Annotated in this window: 16 protein-coding genes, 1 tRNA gene and 1 pseudogene; 7 read left to right on the top strand and 11 right to left on the bottom strand. The window is 60.8% G+C overall.

Annotated elements, in window-relative coordinates; genetic code table 11:
- The first annotated feature begins 113 nt into the window (after window positions 1-113).
- On the top strand, window positions 114-3,047 hold the full coding sequence (polA, locus tag LC343_RS19320) for a DNA polymerase I (RefSeq protein ID WP_428982623.1): 2,934 nt from the start codon (window positions 114-116) through the stop codon (window positions 3,045-3,047).
- Between the two features lies 1 nt (window position 3,048).
- Window positions 3,049-3,801, top strand: a complete 753-nt coding sequence (locus tag LC343_RS19315; RefSeq protein ID WP_223478813.1) for a DUF3307 domain-containing protein — start codon at window positions 3,049-3,051, stop codon at window positions 3,799-3,801.
- Between the two features lie 108 nt (window positions 3,802-3,909).
- Here LC343_RS19315 and LC343_RS19310 read toward each other — a convergent pair whose 3' ends face one another.
- From LC343_RS19310 to LC343_RS19295, 4 genes and pseudogenes are all read right to left on the bottom strand, one after another.
- A complete protein-coding gene (locus LC343_RS19310; RefSeq protein ID WP_223478812.1) occupies window positions 3,910-4,179 on the bottom strand; it encodes a hypothetical protein in 270 nt (89 codons plus the stop codon).
- Window positions 4,179-4,766, bottom strand: coding sequence for a Panacea domain-containing protein (locus LC343_RS19305; protein ID WP_223478811.1), 588 nt, complete (start codon window positions 4,764-4,766; stop codon window positions 4,179-4,181). The genes LC343_RS19310 and LC343_RS19305 overlap by 1 nt, the downstream gene beginning before the upstream one ends.
- A 112-nt stretch (window positions 4,767-4,878) precedes the next feature.
- Window positions 4,879-5,079 (bottom strand): annotated as a pseudogene (locus LC343_RS19300) (transposase); the annotation flags it as partial.
- A 222-nt stretch (window positions 5,080-5,301) separates the two neighbouring features.
- Complete coding sequence (locus LC343_RS19295) at window positions 5,302-6,198, bottom strand: LysR family transcriptional regulator (protein WP_223478810.1); 897 nt, start codon at window positions 6,196-6,198, stop codon at window positions 5,302-5,304.
- Window positions 6,199-6,333: 135 nt separating this feature from the next.
- Between LC343_RS19295 and LC343_RS19290 the strand changes: the two genes are divergently transcribed.
- Window positions 6,334-6,630 carry a DUF1127 domain-containing protein gene (locus tag LC343_RS19290; RefSeq protein WP_223478809.1) on the top strand — a complete coding sequence of 99 codons (297 nt, stop codon included), beginning with the start codon at window positions 6,334-6,336 and terminating at the stop codon, window positions 6,628-6,630.
- 78 nt (window positions 6,631-6,708) lie between these two features.
- Window positions 6,709-7,398 (top strand): hypothetical protein, encoded by a 690-nt coding sequence (locus LC343_RS19285; RefSeq protein ID WP_223478808.1) that lies wholly within the window; start codon window positions 6,709-6,711, stop codon window positions 7,396-7,398.
- A 10-nt stretch (window positions 7,399-7,408) separates the two neighbouring features.
- Here the strand turns inward: LC343_RS19285 and LC343_RS19280 are convergent, their stop codons facing one another.
- The 3 genes from LC343_RS19280 to LC343_RS19270 form a co-directional block, all read right to left on the bottom strand.
- Window positions 7,409-8,296: a carbon-nitrogen hydrolase family protein gene (locus tag LC343_RS19280; protein ID WP_223478807.1), complete on the bottom strand. Its 888-nt coding sequence runs from the start codon at window positions 8,294-8,296 to the stop codon at window positions 7,409-7,411.
- Between the two features lie 71 nt (window positions 8,297-8,367).
- Window positions 8,368-9,018: a peptide-methionine (S)-S-oxide reductase MsrA gene (gene msrA / locus LC343_RS19275; protein ID WP_223478806.1), complete on the bottom strand. Its 651-nt coding sequence runs from the start codon at window positions 9,016-9,018 to the stop codon at window positions 8,368-8,370.
- Between the two features lie 25 nt (window positions 9,019-9,043).
- The gene (locus tag LC343_RS19270; RefSeq protein ID WP_223478805.1) at window positions 9,044-9,367 is read right to left on the bottom strand and encodes a hypothetical protein; all 324 of its coding nucleotides are present in this window, start codon (window positions 9,365-9,367) and stop codon (window positions 9,044-9,046) included.
- 221 nt (window positions 9,368-9,588) lie between these two features.
- Between LC343_RS19270 and LC343_RS19265 the strand changes: the two genes are divergently transcribed.
- A tRNA-Ser gene (locus LC343_RS19265) sits at window positions 9,589-9,678 on the top strand.
- A gap of 24 nt (window positions 9,679-9,702) precedes the next feature.
- On the opposite strand, the gene LC343_RS19260 is transcribed toward LC343_RS19265, so the two are convergent.
- The 3 genes from LC343_RS19260 to LC343_RS19250 form a co-directional block, all read right to left on the bottom strand.
- Window positions 9,703-10,212, bottom strand: coding sequence for a hypothetical protein (locus LC343_RS19260; RefSeq protein WP_223478804.1), 510 nt, complete (start codon window positions 10,210-10,212; stop codon window positions 9,703-9,705).
- Between the two features lie 30 nt (window positions 10,213-10,242).
- Window positions 10,243-10,803 carry a hypothetical protein gene (locus LC343_RS19255; protein WP_223478803.1) on the bottom strand — a complete coding sequence of 187 codons (561 nt, stop codon included), beginning with the start codon at window positions 10,801-10,803 and terminating at the stop codon, window positions 10,243-10,245.
- 167 nt (window positions 10,804-10,970) lie between these two features.
- Window positions 10,971-11,549 carry a hypothetical protein gene (locus LC343_RS19250; RefSeq protein ID WP_223478802.1) on the bottom strand — a complete coding sequence of 193 codons (579 nt, stop codon included), beginning with the start codon at window positions 11,547-11,549 and terminating at the stop codon, window positions 10,971-10,973.
- 318 nt (window positions 11,550-11,867) lie between these two features.
- On the opposite strand from LC343_RS19250, the gene LC343_RS19245 reads away from it, so the two are divergent.
- Complete coding sequence (locus tag LC343_RS19245; RefSeq protein ID WP_223478801.1) at window positions 11,868-12,104, top strand: hypothetical protein; 237 nt, start codon at window positions 11,868-11,870, stop codon at window positions 12,102-12,104.
- A gap of 238 nt (window positions 12,105-12,342) precedes the next feature.
- Complete coding sequence (locus tag LC343_RS19240; protein ID WP_223478800.1) at window positions 12,343-13,911, top strand: hypothetical protein; 1,569 nt, start codon at window positions 12,343-12,345, stop codon at window positions 13,909-13,911.
- A 103-nt stretch (window positions 13,912-14,014) separates the two neighbouring features.
- On the opposite strand, the gene LC343_RS19235 is transcribed toward LC343_RS19240, so the two are convergent.
- Window positions 14,015-14,791 (bottom strand): helix-turn-helix transcriptional regulator, encoded by a 777-nt coding sequence (locus LC343_RS19235; protein WP_223478799.1) that lies wholly within the window; start codon window positions 14,789-14,791, stop codon window positions 14,015-14,017.
- Window positions 14,792-14,999 lie beyond the last annotated feature (208 nt).

The following is a 14,999-nucleotide window of genomic DNA, read 5'->3' as shown; positions in this document are numbered from 1 at the left end:
AACCGAACAGGGTTTATAAAGGGTAAGGACCGCGCGAATGGCGATCACGTTTTCGCCATCGGGCGAACCGCAACACGCCGCGTTTGGAATGGACGGCTTGTCCGGCCCGCGCTATGGCATTGGCCATGAACAAAGACGATCACCTCTTCCTGGTCGACGGATCGGCCTATATCTTCCGGGCTTTTCATGCGCTTCCGCCGCTGACACGCAAATCCGACGGGCTGCCGGTCGGCGCTGTCGCCGGTTTCTGCAACATGCTCTGGAAACTGCTGCAGGACGCCCGCGACACGGATGTCGGCGTGACGCCGAGCCATTTCGCGGTGATCTTCGATTATTCCTCGAAGACTTTCCGCAAGGAACTCTATCCCGAATACAAGGCGAATCGGTCCGAGCCGCCGGAAGATCTGGTCCCGCAATTCGGGCTGATTCGCGAGGCGACGCGCGCCTTCAACCTGCCCTGTATCGAGGTCGAGGGCTACGAGGCCGACGACATCATCGCGACCTATGCGCGCCAGGCCGAGAAGGTCGGCGCGCATACGACGATCATCTCGTCGGACAAGGACCTGATGCAACTCGTCTCCGACCATGTGTCGATGTACGATTCGATGAAGGACAAGCAGATCGGCATTGCCGAGGTCATCGAGAAGTTCGGCGTCGGTCCGGAGAAGATGATCGACCTGCAGGCGCTGAACGGCGATTCGACCGACAATGTGCCCGGCGTTCCCGGAATCGGGCCGAAGACAGCGGCGCAGCTGCTGGAGGAATATGGCGATCTCGACACGCTTCTGGAACGCGCCTCGGAGATCAAGCAGAACAAGAGGCGCGAAAACCTGATCGAATTCGCCGACCAGGCGCGGCTCTCGCGGGAACTGGTGACGCTGAAGACCGACACGCCGCTCGATATCGATCTCGACGGGCTGAAGCTCGAGCCGCAGGACGGCCCGAAGCTGATCGGCTTCCTGAAAGCGATGGAATTCAACACGCTGACCCGGCGCGTGGCGGAAGCCACCGGCACCGAGGTCAACGAGGTGGACGCGGCGGCGATCGAGGTTGAGGCTGGCGCGAAGGCGCACGGGCCGGATCTCGACGAGGGGACGGCAAAGGAACGGGACGGTGCCCCGGCCGATGCGTCGGAGGATGACGCCCTGACCCCGGGAGCGCATGCACAAGCCCGCGCCGACGCGGCGGCCGCGGCAAAGTTCGATCGCGAGGCCTATGTCTGCATCCGGGACATCGAGACGCTCGATGAATGGATCGCGAAAGCACGCGACGCGGGTGTCGTCGCCTTCGACACCGAGACCAATTCGCTCGACGCGATGCAGGCCGAACTGGCCGGTTTCTCGCTGTGCTCGACGCCCGGCGAGGCGGCCTATGTGCCGCTCAACCACAAGTCCGGCAATGGCGACCTTCTGGGCGGCGGGCTGCTGGAAAACCAAATTCCGGCGGATGCCGCGCTGGAGCGATTGAAGACGCTGCTGGAAGACCCGTCGATCCTCGTGGTCGGGCAGAACCTCAAATATGACTGGCTGGTGATGCGGCGCTACGGCATCGAGATCGCCTCGCTCGACGATACGATGCTGCTCTCCTATGTCGTCGATGCCGGCACCGGCGGCCACGGCATGGATGCCCTGTCCGACCGCTGGCTCGGCCACCAGCCAATCGCGTTCAAGGACATCGCCGGCACCGGCAAGAAGGCGCTGACCTTCGACATGATCGACCTGGAAACGGCGACCCGCTACGCCGCCGAGGACGCCGACATCACGCTGCGCCTCTGGCGGGTGCTGAAACCGCAGGTGCTCGCCCGGGGCCTGATGCATGTCTATGAGCGTCTGGAGCGGCCGCTTGTGGCGGTGCTGGCGCGCATGGAGGCGCGCGGCATCTCCGTCGACCGGCAGATCCTGAGCCGCCTTTCCGGCGAGTTCGCACAGAAGGCCGCCGCGATCGAAGACGAGATCCACGAACTCGCCGGCGAAAAGTTCAATGTCGGATCGCCCCGGCAACTCGGCGAGATCTTGTTCGGCAAGATGGGACTGCCGGGCGGCACGAAGACGAAATCCGGCCAGTGGGCGACCGGCGCGCAACTGCTGGAAGACCTCGCCGCCGAGGGCCACGAACTGCCGCGCCGGATTGTCGATTGGCGACAGCTCACCAAGCTGAAATCCACCTACACCGACGCCCTGCCCGATTATATCAATCCGGAGACCAAGCGGGTCCACACCTCCTATTCGCTGGCGGCGACCTCGACCGGACGACTCGCTTCGTCGGAGCCGAACCTGCAGAACATCCCGATCCGGACGACGGAGGGACGGCGCATCCGCACGGCCTTCATCGCCGAGAAGGGCAACAAGCTGATCTCGGCCGACTACAGCCAGATCGAGCTGCGGGTGCTCGCCCATGTCGCCGACATCACGCAATTGAAGCAGGCCTTCGCGGACGGCATCGACATCCACGCCATGACCGCGTCCGAGATGTTCGGTGTCCCTGTGGAAGGCATGCCCTCGGAAGTGCGGCGGCGCGCCAAGGCGATCAATTTCGGCATCATCTACGGCATCTCGGCCTTCGGCCTGGCCAACCAGCTCGGCATCGAGCGGTCCGAGGCGGGCGCCTATATCAAGACCTATTTCGAGCGCTTCCCGGGCATCAAGGACTACATGGACGCGACCAAGGCGTTCGCGCGCGAGCATGGCTATGTCGAAACGATCTTCGGACGGCGCGCCCATTACCCGGAAATCAAGTCCTCCAATCCGCAGATGCGTGCCTTCAACGAACGCGCGGCGATCAACGCACCGATCCAGGGGTCGGCCGCCGACATCATCCGCCGCGCGATGATCCGCATGGAGGGCGCCCTGGCCGATGCGAAGCTGTCGGCCCGGATGCTGCTACAGGTCCATGACGAACTGATCTTCGAAGCGCCGGAAGGAGAGGTCGACGAGACGATCGAGGTGGTGCGCCATGTCATGGAAAACGCCGCGCTGCCGGCGATCCAGATGGCCGTGCCGCTTCATGTCGATGCGTCCGCGGCGGACAATTGGGACGAGGCGCACTGAGTTGACCGACGCCATGAACGCCGCGGCGATTCTGCAGACCTTCACAGTGCTTCTTTTCGCGCATCTGCTCGGCGACTTTCCGCTGCAGCCGGAGCGTATCGCGATCAGGAAGGGCCAGATCCCGATCCTGTCGATCCATATCGCGATCATCGCGGGTACGGCGGTGGTGGTGCTCGGCTTCTTTGCGCCGGCGATCATCGCGACAATCGCGGTCACGCATTTCTGCATCGACCTGTTCAAGTCGCGCAAAGGCACGTTCAATCTTGCCTGGTTCCTTGCCGATCAGGCGGCGCATATCGTGGTCGTCGCCGCCGTCTCGATTCTCTGGCCGGCGGACCTGTCCCGCTCGCTGATTTATAGCCACCTGACGCCGGACCAGCTTTCGGCCGTCCTGTCCGCGATGATGCTCGGCTCCGGCTTCATCATCGCCGTTCTGGCGGGCACCTATGCGGTGGAACTGTTCCTCAAGCCCTTCGGCGAAGAAATCGACGGGTTCGAGTTCGAGGCCGGGCTGAAAAAGGGCGCGCGCGCCATCGGCCAGCTGGAACGGCTACCGGTCTTCGTTTTCATCGTGATGGGACAGCCGCTTGCCGCCGGCCTCGTCATCGCCGCCCGCGCGATCATGGCGTTCGGCGAGTTGCGCGGAGCAAACGATAGAAAACGGGCGGAGTATGCGATGCTGTCGGCCTTCGCGAGCCTCGGCTGGGCCGTCGGCATCGCCTATCTGGCGGTGTGGGCGGCCGGGCTTTTCTGAACGATCAGCCGGACGTTATCTTTTACAAACCCGTGAAAATCGATTAGTTTCTAACAATATTCGCAGTTTCAGATTGATACTGGCAAATTGTAGGACGACTACAGACAATCAGCTTGGGTTTGTGTCTTCTTCGACATGTTCCAATACCACGTTCTTATCTCCGTCTATCGAGAAGACGAAAACCAACGCCGGCACTATACCTACTCTTTTTGTCCTAACGTATCGAAAGGAAATCAGATCGCTTTCGAAGGATGGAAACCCATAAGGGTCACGGATTAGCCCGTCGATTAACGGCTCCATAGCCAAATCAATGGCTCGGTAGCCGCCCAGCGCGATCACCGCTTCGTCAAAGCCGCTCGAAGCGATGATTTGGCGCATTAGTTAGACGTCCAACCCCTTTCGCGACCAAGGCGTGTGAGCCGTCGCAAGTGATCATTTGACAGCGGCGCATCTTCGAAAAACGACGTTTGATATGGCATTGGGTCGCCATTTTCCCGCGTTCTCCATGCAACGCCGTGCGACTCATCACTAGTCTCAGCGCCAGTCATGCCCCAATAGTGAGTAATCGCCTCATCAAGATAATCCAGATCTTCGCGGCTGAAAAGATTTGTAACGGGGTCGGCCAAAGCAATATGGCGTTTCTCTATAAAGCCGCCAACGTCCGTTGGCTTTATCTCCAGCAATTCATCACGAAGAAGCTCATTGATTAGGGGAGGCATTTCGACAGGGGCCGGGCCTAAGGCGATTCGTTGATACTGTCTTCCCGTCACAGGAATCTGGCGGTCGTAATAAGCCCGGAAATCTGCGCGCCATAGAATCTTGTTCAACTTGATCGCGCCAAATCTCTCCATTTCGTTGGATTTCTTGCAGACATAGAGGATCGCTTCTTTAAGGCGACGTTGGCCGCCAGAAAGTTCAACTTTGTAAACAGCCTTGGTAGCGAAATCCGCGATGTCCATTTCCATGCCAAACGCAAGTTAACCTATTAAGAATCTAGTGATTCTATCTTGACATGGCAAATCATTTCGAGTATCGCCCCGCGCTTTTCGCAAGTAATTCAGCGTTATCTCAACGTTTTCATACACTTGCGAAAGGTCTATATGTAAGGCGGCGATCTTTGACGCCCAAAAGGATGCGCTCGGCGCGCTCCTTGTCGTCAATGCCAAGCTTGATGCGGCTCGAATAACGGAAATCGAATTCCGCGAGATAGCGGTACAGATGGTGTTCCGCGCAATGCCAGTACACGCCCGTCATGCCGCGTTTGAAAATCGAAAAGAAGCATTAAATCGCGTCCGTGTGAACTCGCCGCGAACCTATTCTTTCTTGCGGTGCGCGACACGTTCATGCTTGGCGAACAGCTGCGCAATGCGCGGATAGGACAATGCTCGAAAGCCGCCGCCTCATCGTGGAACCATTTGTTCGCAAGTACCGACATTTCCGTATCTCCTTGATTCCAAGATAGGAATCAGGGATCGGTTTGCCATGCATGATATCGCGCGATCAGCCGCACATCTCGTCGAAACAGGCGGTGACGTGGTCGGCGACGGCGCGCGAGCAGCAGCCGGGATTGTCCTTCACCCGCATGCGAATCTGGTATTTGCAGAGCTTCGGCAGGCCCTGCTTTTCGCCGAGTTCGATCAACGGCTCGGAGATGAAGCTCTTCGGGAAGGGCGCGATGGCGAGATCGGAGGCTATCGCGGCACGCTGGGCCTGGGTGTGCGCCGTCATGTAAGCGGTTCGGTAACTGCGGCCGACTTCGGTCAGCGCCTGCACCGCGCCGGACCGCCAGGCGCAACCTTCCTCCCACATGGATAGCGGCAGGGGATCGCGTTCCCACGCACAGCCGCCGCGCACGCCGGCCCAGACGAGATCCTCCTCGAGCAGCACCTGCGCGCCCTCCTCCAGCTGCTGCGACTGGGCGGTATAAACCATCACGTCGAGCTGGCCGTTCTCGAAGCGCTTGATGAGAAGATCGCTGGTCTCGATGATCACGTTGACCTGCACGTTCGGGTGCGTCTCGGCGAAACGCTTCAGGACTTGCGGCATGATACGCTCGCCATAGTCGTCGGGCGCGCCGAGGCAGACCGTGCCTTCCATCTCCGGCATGACGAAGCGCGCCATCATCTCGTTTGAAAGCGCGAGTATGCGGCGCGCATAGCTGACCAGCATCTCACCGCTCTGGGTGAGCTTCACCGAACGGGAATCGCGCTCGAAGACCGATGTGCCGAGCGTTTCCTCCAGCTTCTTGACCTGCATGGACACGGCTGACGGCGTGCGGAAGACGCGTTCCGCGGCCTTGGAAAAACTGCCTGTCTCGGCAATCGCCAGAAAGGTGCGCAGGAGATCGATATCGGCTGGCGCCTGCGCCAGGGCCGGTCTTGCACTCGGAGCATTCATGGGGTCAGCCTCAGTTCAAGTTTTCTGAATGATCGCGTCAAATCTATTCGTTTGATTGAACCATGCTTCGCGAGCATTGTCCAGACCACGGCGGACGACACGAGAAACAACCGCCCCGAACAAAGGAGACGGACAATGACCACGATCGAATTCGAACAGGCTCACCAACCGCGCAATGACGGCAGCATCATCGTCACCCTCGCAAAGCTGGCTGCGTCAGCCGCTGGCGGTACTGTCTCGGCGTTGCTGCGCTGGCACCGGCAGCGCCGCGACCGGGCCGCGTTCATGACACTGGCCGGCAAGGATGACTGGGTCTATCGCGATCTCGGCATCCACCGCGGCGACGTGGAGTGGGCTTCCCGGCTGCCGATGCATGTCAACGCGGCAAAGGAACTCGAAAAACTCCGTACGCGGAGCGCGGGGAACCTTTGAGGCCGGCAGTACACAACGCCTTGATAGCGCCCGATTTCAGTCTTTTACATTCCGTGTACTGGGAACGGGGAGCTACCCATGAAAAACCTGAAACGCCTGGCGGCGCTCACGGGCGCCGCAGCAATAGTTGCGTCTTGTCAAAGCATGTCGCTGCCGGGAGCCGACGCTTCCGCCGGCGCTGACAATCCATCACTTTCACTTGCAGAAGAGACGACACAGGCCGCGAATGCCGACGCCGCGGCCGGCGGTCAATGCTCGATCGCGCTGGCCGGGGGGCCGCCGCCAAAGCCGGCCAAGGGCGCCGATTTCGCCAAGAACGCCGTCGGCAAGAACGTCGCCCGCAATGCGGGGCGCAACGTGATCGCCGGTATCGGCGGCCGCCTCGGCGGCGGGTTGGGCGGCGCCATCGCCGGCGGCATCGCCCGCGACCAGATCCGCACCGAGCAGGATCTCAAGGGCACATGGATGATCACGGACGGCTCGCAGGATTGCGGCTGCCAGATCGACATCAGCTCGGGCACCAATATGCGCATGCAATCGTCCAACAAGGGCCGGTTGAAGCCGAAAGGCTGCTCTTCGCTGGTCGCCGGCGCGGCGAACTGGACGCTCGGACACAGCTTCACCGGTTACGACGCGCCGTTCCAGCTGCTCGCACCGGACCGCAAGACGGTCGTGGCCAGCATGAAGCGCGACGGTATCAACTACTTCTCCGGCACGCTCGCGGACGGCACGGCGGTCACGATGTGGCGACGCATGGGCGACAGCTGACGCGCGGCGGCTAGCCCTCGCCGCGCCAATCGACGCGGTAGAGTTCCGGCCGCCGGTCATGCAGATTGCGAACGGAACCGCGCGCCCGCGCGGTTTCGAGCCGGTCGAGATCGAGATCGGCGACGATCATCATCTCGGCATTCTCGGTCGCCTCGGCCGCGATCCCGTCGCGCGCGAAGGGGTGATCCGACGGCGTAAGCACCGCCGACTGCGCGAAATTGATATCCATATTGGCGACATTCGGCACCGTGCCCACGAGGCCGGACGTCACGACATAGCACTGGTTTTCAACCGTGCGGGCGTGACAGCAATAGCGCACCCGCAAATGGCCGTGCCGCGTGTCGGTGCAATAGGGCACGAAGAACAGGCTTGCGCCGGCATCGGTGAGATGCCGGCCCATCTCGGGAAACTCGCTGTCGTAGCAGATCATCACGCCGACCGGGCCGCGATCGGTCTCGACGGGCTCAGCCGATGCGCCGCCGCGGATGTTCCAGACGGCCTTCTCATCGGGCGTCGGGTGCAGCTTGTGGCGCGCATGCAGCGTGCCGTCCCGCAACGCCACGAAGGTGATGTTGTGCGCCTCGCCTTCGAATATCGTCGCGTGCGAGCCGCCGATGATGTTGACGTCATGCTCGCGGGCAAGCGCTGCAAGGCGCTCTTTCAGAAGCGGCGTGTATTCGCTCAGCCGGTCGATCGCCTCGCCGGCGGGCACCATGGAGGATGCGCCGGACAGCAGCTGCAGCGTAAAATGTTCCGGAAAACACACGAAATCCGCGCCATAGTCACCGGCGGATCGAACATAGGTCGCGATCCGGTCAAAAAAGGCGTCGGGCGAATCCGTCTGCCGGGCGGCGAACTGGACGCTGGCGACACGGACGGTGTGCTGCGAGGCGGTCATGGGGCTTTCCTCGGGCCAAAAGGATATTTGCGGCGCTCAATGACACGAGACCGCGAAAAAATCAGCCCCGTTCAACCGCCTACGCAGGAAACGCCGGTGCCCTGCAATCCGCAGTAGCCGCCCGGGTTCTTCGCCAGATATTGCTGGTGATAGTCCTCGGCGTAGAAGAATTGCGGCGCCGGCGCGATCTCGGTGGTGATCGGCGCGGCTATACCGGCGCCCTTCAGCGCCGCCTGGTAAGCATCGCGGCTGGCCTGCACGGCAGCCAGTTGTTCGTCACTGGTCGCGTAGATCGCCGAACGGTAGGTGGTGCCGACATCGTTGCCCTGGCGCATGCCCTGTGTCGGGTCGTGCTCTTCCCAGAAGGTCTCCAGCAATTTCTGCAGGCTGATCTTTGCCGGGTCGAAGACGACCATCACGACTTCCGCGTGGCCGGTCAGGCCGGTCGTCGTTTCCTGGTAGGTCGGGTTCGGCGTCAGGCCGCCAGCATAGCCCACCGCGGTGACGTAGACGCCGTCGAGCTTCCAGAACAGGCGTTCAGCGCCCCAGAAACAGCCCATGCCGAAATAGACGACCTCCATGCCGTCCGGCCACGGACCCTTGAGCGGCATGCCGTTGACGAAGTGATGCGTCGCGGTCGGCAGCGGCTCGTCGCGGCCCGGCAGCGCCTGCGCGGCATCGGGCATTTTCGTCTTCTTCTCGAACAGGCTGGACAGAAACATGGCGGCTCTCCCTTGAAAGGACGGCCTAGCGCGGGCGGCGCTTGAGGCCCTTCTCCGGCGGCTTGCGGCCCAATGCGTAGAGCAGGAGCGCAAGAACGGCGAACACGGCAAATGTGGGCAGGGCGAACAGCGAAACAAGCAGCGGATCGCTCACAAATTCGGGAGCGGCGCCGGCCAGCCAGTCCCGGAACGTTTCAAGAAGCGTCGGAATGACCAGTTCTAGACTCTCGCCGAAGGGCGTGAACACGATACTGGACACGCCGATCGACCGCGTCGCATCGATGACGATGAACATCAGCGCGATGGCAAAGGCAATGAAAGAGAGGGTCTTCAGAAAAAAGCGGATCATGGTCAATCGGGCGATGGCAAATCTGGCGCCTCAGCGTCAATACGAAACGCCCGGCGACATGGCAATGCGCCTTTGAGCGAGGCCGGCGGATCGCTTGTTCGAAAGCATGAAAAAAGAGACAAATGGGGAGTTGAACCGCCAAGCGTTCCGACTATATTGCCGCCACCGTGGACGGACCCGTCCCCGCGCCCGACAGCAACCGTCCGGGCCAGGCGGATAACGGTGAGGTGGCCGAGTGGTTGAAGGCGCACGCCTGGAACGCGTGTAGGCGGGGAACCGTCTCCAGGGTTCGAATCCCTGTCTCACCGCCATTTCCCCCATCGAGCCAAACGCACCTATTCGCCCTTCCCTTCGGACCTGCCCTTGCCGTCCGCCTTGTTCTCCCCTGCGGCGGCGCGGCGCTTCTTGCACAGGTCCTTGATCTGCTTCAGCTTGGCGAGCTTCCAGGACACACGCGTGATTTCGATCACCAGCCGGGTCAGCATCCACTGTGCATGGGCATAGCCCTTGTCGTGGATCAGCCAGGAAACGGGATTGTAGTAACCGTGCCCGCCGATCAGGGCCAGCTGGATCGCCATCGTCACGTTGATGGTGGTACTCGATTCGATCTCGCGGATGACTTCCTTGTAGCACTCGGCCTTCTTCGCGGCCGACGACGACATGCCGCCGCCTGCGACCGCCTCGACGCCCAGCCCGTATTCCTTCAGGACCTTGTTGAAACTCTTTCCGTCCGAGAAATCATGGCTCGAATGGATTTGCACGAGCGTATCGACGGTCGACTGGGTCTGTTTGATATAGGCGTCGATATTTCTGCAGCATTCGTCATCGACGGTGTATTTGGCCATTTCGCTTTCCCCCAGAAACCCGTCTCTCCGTTACGGACAGGGCACGCCCTGGGCGATACAGATCGGCGTTTGCGGCGGCGCGGATGTGGCGAGAGCGGCGGCATTGGCCAGGTTGCCTGTGTTGGCCGGCGCCGTCCAGGCCGTCCATGCACCCCAACCAGTGATACCAAGCGTTCGGCTGCGGGTACGGCGGTAGGTGTTGTGCACGAGATTGGGCGTGTCGGGCGTTACCAGCGTGACCTGTTTTGTGGCGCAGTTGTAGTCCTTCTTGTTCGTATTCGCGTCCCAGAACTCGTCGCCGTCCTCGGTCTCGGTCTGCGTCGGCGGCGGCGCGAACCAATTCGTCGTCGTGAAGGTATTTGTCGGCACATGGGGTGCGGCGATGGCCGCTCCCCAATTGACCAGGCAATAGCAGGTACAGGGAGGCGGCGCGGGAGCCGGTGGAGCCGCGCCGCCGCCTCCGGTCTGCTGCGTCTCGATCTGCTCTGGAGGTGTCTCCGGGCCCTGATCCGCCTGCGTTTGCGCAAGGACCGGGGCTGATATGAACAGGAAAACAGCCAGCGTTTCCCGAACCGGAATTCTGATCGTCATGGCAAATCCCCCGCAACGGATGCCTATGAAATGTCTATCCGGGCATCTTACCCCGAGTAAGGCTTGGTCATTTCATATGTTGGAACAGGATACGCACCATGTTTCCCTACGGCAATTATTACTATTTGCCGTATTTTTCCGAGACGAACCGTGACCTACCGGCTAATTCATTCGCCTTGACTTGCGGCGAACCGTTCGGCGGCGGCCGATGCGTCCTTGCGGGCAAGATCGAAAATCTTCAGCCGGCCCAGTTCCGTCATCAGCGTATCGGGGTTGGCGATCATGGCGCTGAACGCGCCATAGAGATTGCTGCGGCTGGATATTTTCAGCGATTGCAGAAAGCGGCCGCCGGTGAGTTCGCCGAAGATTTCCAGGTCTTCGGCGTTGTCGATCGTATAAAGCGTCAACACGTCGCCCTCGACTCTTGCGAGCACGTAGTGAAATCCGGACCTGTCCTTGCTGCGGCCTTCCGCCTCGGCGACAAGAAAACCCGAGGGGCCCCTGTAGAAGGTCACCGGGATTTTCAGGTCCCGGCCGTCATTTTGCGGCGCGGGCATCACATAGGACCGGCCGTTGCGGCTGATGCGCGACGCGCTCGATTCGCGCCCCTCGCCGAACGACACCAGCAGCGCCTTCGCCGGCAGTGGGAATACCGATTCGCCGAGCGGAATCAGGCGCTTGTCGGATACGATGCTGCATGCCGCGCATGACAGCAGGAGGATAACGGCAAGAACCTTGCGAAACATCGGCTGACACCCCTCAAAACCCCGGAAAAGCAAACCAAAAGCCGCGACAGGCCGCAAGCTTCAATGCGGTTCACGCTCGATTAACCCGGGGCGGCGATCATGCTGCCGACATCGAGTGGGTGGGTTACGATGGTCTGGTTGATTGGGTTCGCGGTGATCGCGTTTGTCTCGGGTTTGCTGGTATCGGCATTGCTGTTGCAGCGCGAACCGTACTGATCCGACAAAATGACGTCCGATTGTGTTGCCGCTGGTGGTTGATCGCCGGACGGTTTCGCGGCATCGGTATGTCGCGGCGATACATATCACGGGGAGATCCCGATGGTACGACGCCACACACGCCGCCGGTCCATGACCGAAATCGAACGCGCCCGGTTCGTGGGCGACATCACGAAATTTCATCACGGCCTCGCAGGCTATCTTCATGCGCTGGAACCGCGTGGTCCCGACTACAGGGCAGTGCATACGCTAACGGCGGCATTGCGCCAGGCAATCCTCGACGTGACAGGTGACGATCCCGATTGGTGCAAGGTGCAGCCCGGCGCCTATCCGCGCTGAGCTCTTCACGCCAACCGGGCAGTGAGCGGCATTTTCGCCAATCCTATGAATTATCACAGTGAAATTGGCCGGGTTATTTTGTATTGAGTCTTTACACGGCTTAACAGTTCATACTTTTTTATCCTGAACATTTACGCAGGACTTCACGACAGCTTGTAAATACAGTTCCCGTTTATCCGCCTGCTAAGCATGCCCGTGGCTCACTTCATCCGGTTGGGGTTTCACCGGGGATACGAGTATGCCGTACCGATTCAGACTGGCCGCAGCGTCATCGCTCATTGCGATCGGCGCCTTTTCAACTTTCTCGCCCGCCAAGGCGCAATCGCTGGTCGATGTTTGTACCGGGCTCAGCGTGGACATGCCGCTGCTCAATTCGGTGACCGACACGTCATCCGGCCTGCTTTCAGGGCTGCTCGATCCAGTGCTCAACGCGATCATCGGCGATGTGAACACCAATATCGTCGATGTCCTGAGCCAGGAGAATATCGGACTGACAGTTCTCGACGAAGACAACAATCCGGTGACGAGTTCGGACAATTGCAATCTGGTCGCAGACGATATCGTCATCGACGAGAATGCCGGTATCGCGATCGGCGGCGGCACGGTCAGTTCGCTGGGCGGCACATCCAATCCCCTGGCCAATGCAGGCGAAATCAACTCGATCGCCATCGGCAACGATGCCGACACGGACCCGACCGCCACCAGCGCGATTGCGCTCGGTTTGCGAGGGTCGGTGGATGCGGTCGATGGCGTGGCGATCGGAAGAGATTCGTCGACAACCGCGGAAGGCGGAGTTGCGATCGGCGCGGATTCGACGGCCGATCGTGACGGCATGGGCGGCGGCGCGGAAGACTTCTCCGGAACGGCTGTCGCATCGACGGCAGGCGCCTTCTCCGTCGGTTCGGCCGGCAGCGAACGGCAGATCACCAATGTCGCCGGCGGCACCGAGGACACCGATGCGGTCAATCTGCGTCAGCTGCGCTCCGTGGGGAACGATCTTGCAGGCGCGATCGGCGGCGGTGCGGGCTTCGACGCCACAACGGGGATTTTCACCGGTCCGAGCTATACGATCCGGGGATCGGTCTACAACGACGTCGGATCGGCGCTGGCGGCGCTCGACAGCGGCTTCGGCGTGATCGCGGCCAACAACACGAACGGCTACGCGGACGCAAGCGCCACCGGCGATGACGCGCTGGCCACCGGCTACGGATCGAGCGCCGGAGGCGCGGAGGCCACGGCCTATGGCACATCGGCATCCGCCGGAGGGGCCAGTGCGACCGCCGTAGGCGCGGGCGCAACCGCCGACGAAGACGGATCCACGGCCATCGGCGCAGGCGCGACGACGACCCGCGTCGGGCAAATGAGCTTCGGCACGGCAGCCAACACATACACCATGTCGGGCGTCTCCTCGGCGGCGAGCCTGGCGGCGCAATCCGGTCCGGTCGGTATCGTGACCTCGGACGCAGGCGGCAATCTCGCAACCGTCGCAGCCGAAGACCTGCTGGCCGATATCATCAACAATTTCGACAGCGACGTTACCGAACTCAGCAACCGGATCGACGACGTGCGTACCGAATCGCGGCAGGGTATCGCGGCCGCCATGGCGATGGCGCAGGCACCGATGCCATCGGCGCCGGGACGCACGACCTGGGCGGCGAATGTGGCAACGTTCAAGGGAGAATGGGCGTCCGGCTTCGCCGTGGCGCACCGGCTGCCCGGAAGCACACCTGTGAGTTTCAATGCAGCGATGAGCCTGAACGCAACCGGCGTGCCCGGCGCGCGCGCCGGCCTGTCCGGCGAATTCTGAACCCTTTCATGACACGGGGCAACTCGGGTCCCGGTCAGAAGGAAAGCCCGTGCGTATCCGGTGAAACGCGCGGGCTTTTTGATTACGCAATTCTACGCGAAGCTCAGTACTTTCCGAGCCAGCCATGCTGTATCGCGTTGACGACAGCTTGCAGCTTGTTGCGCGCTTCAAGCTTTTTCTGCGCGTTGGCGAGGTGATAATTGACCGTGTGCGTGGTGATTCCGACGCGGTCGCTGGTTTCCGCCACGCTGAATCCCCGCGCCGCCGCCTTCAGGCATTCGATCTCACGTTCGCTGAGAGGATTCTCGCGTGCGTCAACATCACCGACGATGCGGATCAACTGTTCGAATGCATGTTCCGCGACGAAATTGAGCTGCATCATCTCGCCAATACCCACATCGTCGCGCCGGCCGGCAAAGGAAATCATCCCGACGCGCCCGATGCTGCTGCGCGCCGGCAGATGAACGAATGCATTGTAACCGCGCGCCAAAAGGAATTTGCCGAGTTCCGGATTGTCCGCTTCGTCGCCGTTTTCAAGATAACGGGTCAACGACTTGACTTCGGGCAAGACCGAATTGCGCAATTCCTGGACAAAGGACCAGTGATAATAGTCCTCGTCCATGCAGCGGTGGATTACTTCGCTGTCCCAATTGGTGAGAACAACCCTGTCATCGAGCTTGGTTTCCCCGTCGTCTCGCGAAACGAAAACGATAAAATAATCGAGGCCAAAGGCGGGAAGGTAGTTCTTTAATATCTTGAAAATGTCGTAGCTGGTGCGGGCGCCCGCGATCTGCCTGACTGCCTCGACAGATTCACCGGTTAACTTGGTCGCAGCTCCATGCGTGTCCTCGTCACCATGCAATCTTCGGATATCTTGCATCTGGCTACCCCCCGAAGCGAGACCGGGAATGCGACCCGGATAATATATATACTAGATGCACTTTTTAGCCAAGATAAACCAGCAAGAAATAACTATCGAAATCCGTAATGAAATTCGGACAGAAACCCTCATATTTCCAGACAATAACTTCAAGCTTTCGAGAATTTATCCGCCAATTAAAAAAGAATAAGGCGCCGCAATAATGCAC

Source organism: Oricola indica (assembly GCF_019966595.1).
Classification (GTDB): domain Bacteria; phylum Pseudomonadota; class Alphaproteobacteria; order Rhizobiales; family Rhizobiaceae; genus Oricola; species Oricola indica.
Note: the sequence above shows the minus strand (reverse complement) of the source record. Positions and strands in the feature narration are given on the sequence as shown.

Excerpts from the sequence above, each read along its gene's own strand:
- polA (WP_428982623.1), top strand. The coding sequence starts at position 114 with ATGGCATTGGCCATGAACAAAGACGATCACCTCTTCCTGGTCGACGGA.
- LC343_RS19250 (WP_223478802.1), bottom strand. The coding sequence starts at position 11,549 with ATGTTTCGCAAGGTTCTTGCCGTTATCCTCCTGCTGTCATGCGCGGCA.
- LC343_RS19245 (WP_223478801.1), top strand. The coding sequence starts at position 11,868 with ATGGTACGACGCCACACACGCCGCCGGTCCATGACCGAAATCGAACGC.
- LC343_RS19255 (WP_223478803.1), bottom strand. The coding sequence starts at position 10,803 with ATGACGATCAGAATTCCGGTTCGGGAAACGCTGGCTGTTTTCCTGTTC.
- LC343_RS19305 (WP_223478811.1), bottom strand. The coding sequence starts at position 4,766 with ATGGAAATGGACATCGCGGATTTCGCTACCAAGGCTGTTTACAAAGTT.
- LC343_RS19260 (WP_223478804.1), bottom strand. The coding sequence starts at position 10,212 with ATGGCCAAATACACCGTCGATGACGAATGCTGCAGAAATATCGACGCC.
- LC343_RS19235 (WP_223478799.1), bottom strand. The coding sequence starts at position 14,791 with ATGCAAGATATCCGAAGATTGCATGGTGACGAGGACACGCATGGAGCT.
- LC343_RS19295 (WP_223478810.1), bottom strand. The coding sequence starts at position 6,198 with ATGAATGCTCCGAGTGCAAGACCGGCCCTGGCGCAGGCGCCAGCCGAT.
- LC343_RS19285 (WP_223478808.1), top strand. The coding sequence starts at position 6,709 with ATGAAAAACCTGAAACGCCTGGCGGCGCTCACGGGCGCCGCAGCAATA.
- LC343_RS19280 (WP_223478807.1), bottom strand. The coding sequence starts at position 8,296 with ATGACCGCCTCGCAGCACACCGTCCGTGTCGCCAGCGTCCAGTTCGCC.
- LC343_RS19290 (WP_223478809.1), top strand. The coding sequence starts at position 6,334 with ATGACCACGATCGAATTCGAACAGGCTCACCAACCGCGCAATGACGGC.
- msrA (WP_223478806.1), bottom strand. The coding sequence starts at position 9,018 with ATGTTTCTGTCCAGCCTGTTCGAGAAGAAGACGAAAATGCCCGATGCC.
- LC343_RS19270 (WP_223478805.1), bottom strand. The coding sequence starts at position 9,367 with ATGATCCGCTTTTTTCTGAAGACCCTCTCTTTCATTGCCTTTGCCATC.
- LC343_RS19240 (WP_223478800.1), top strand. The coding sequence starts at position 12,343 with ATGCCGTACCGATTCAGACTGGCCGCAGCGTCATCGCTCATTGCGATC.
- LC343_RS19310 (WP_223478812.1), bottom strand. The coding sequence starts at position 4,179 with ATGCGCCAAATCATCGCTTCGAGCGGCTTTGACGAAGCGGTGATCGCG.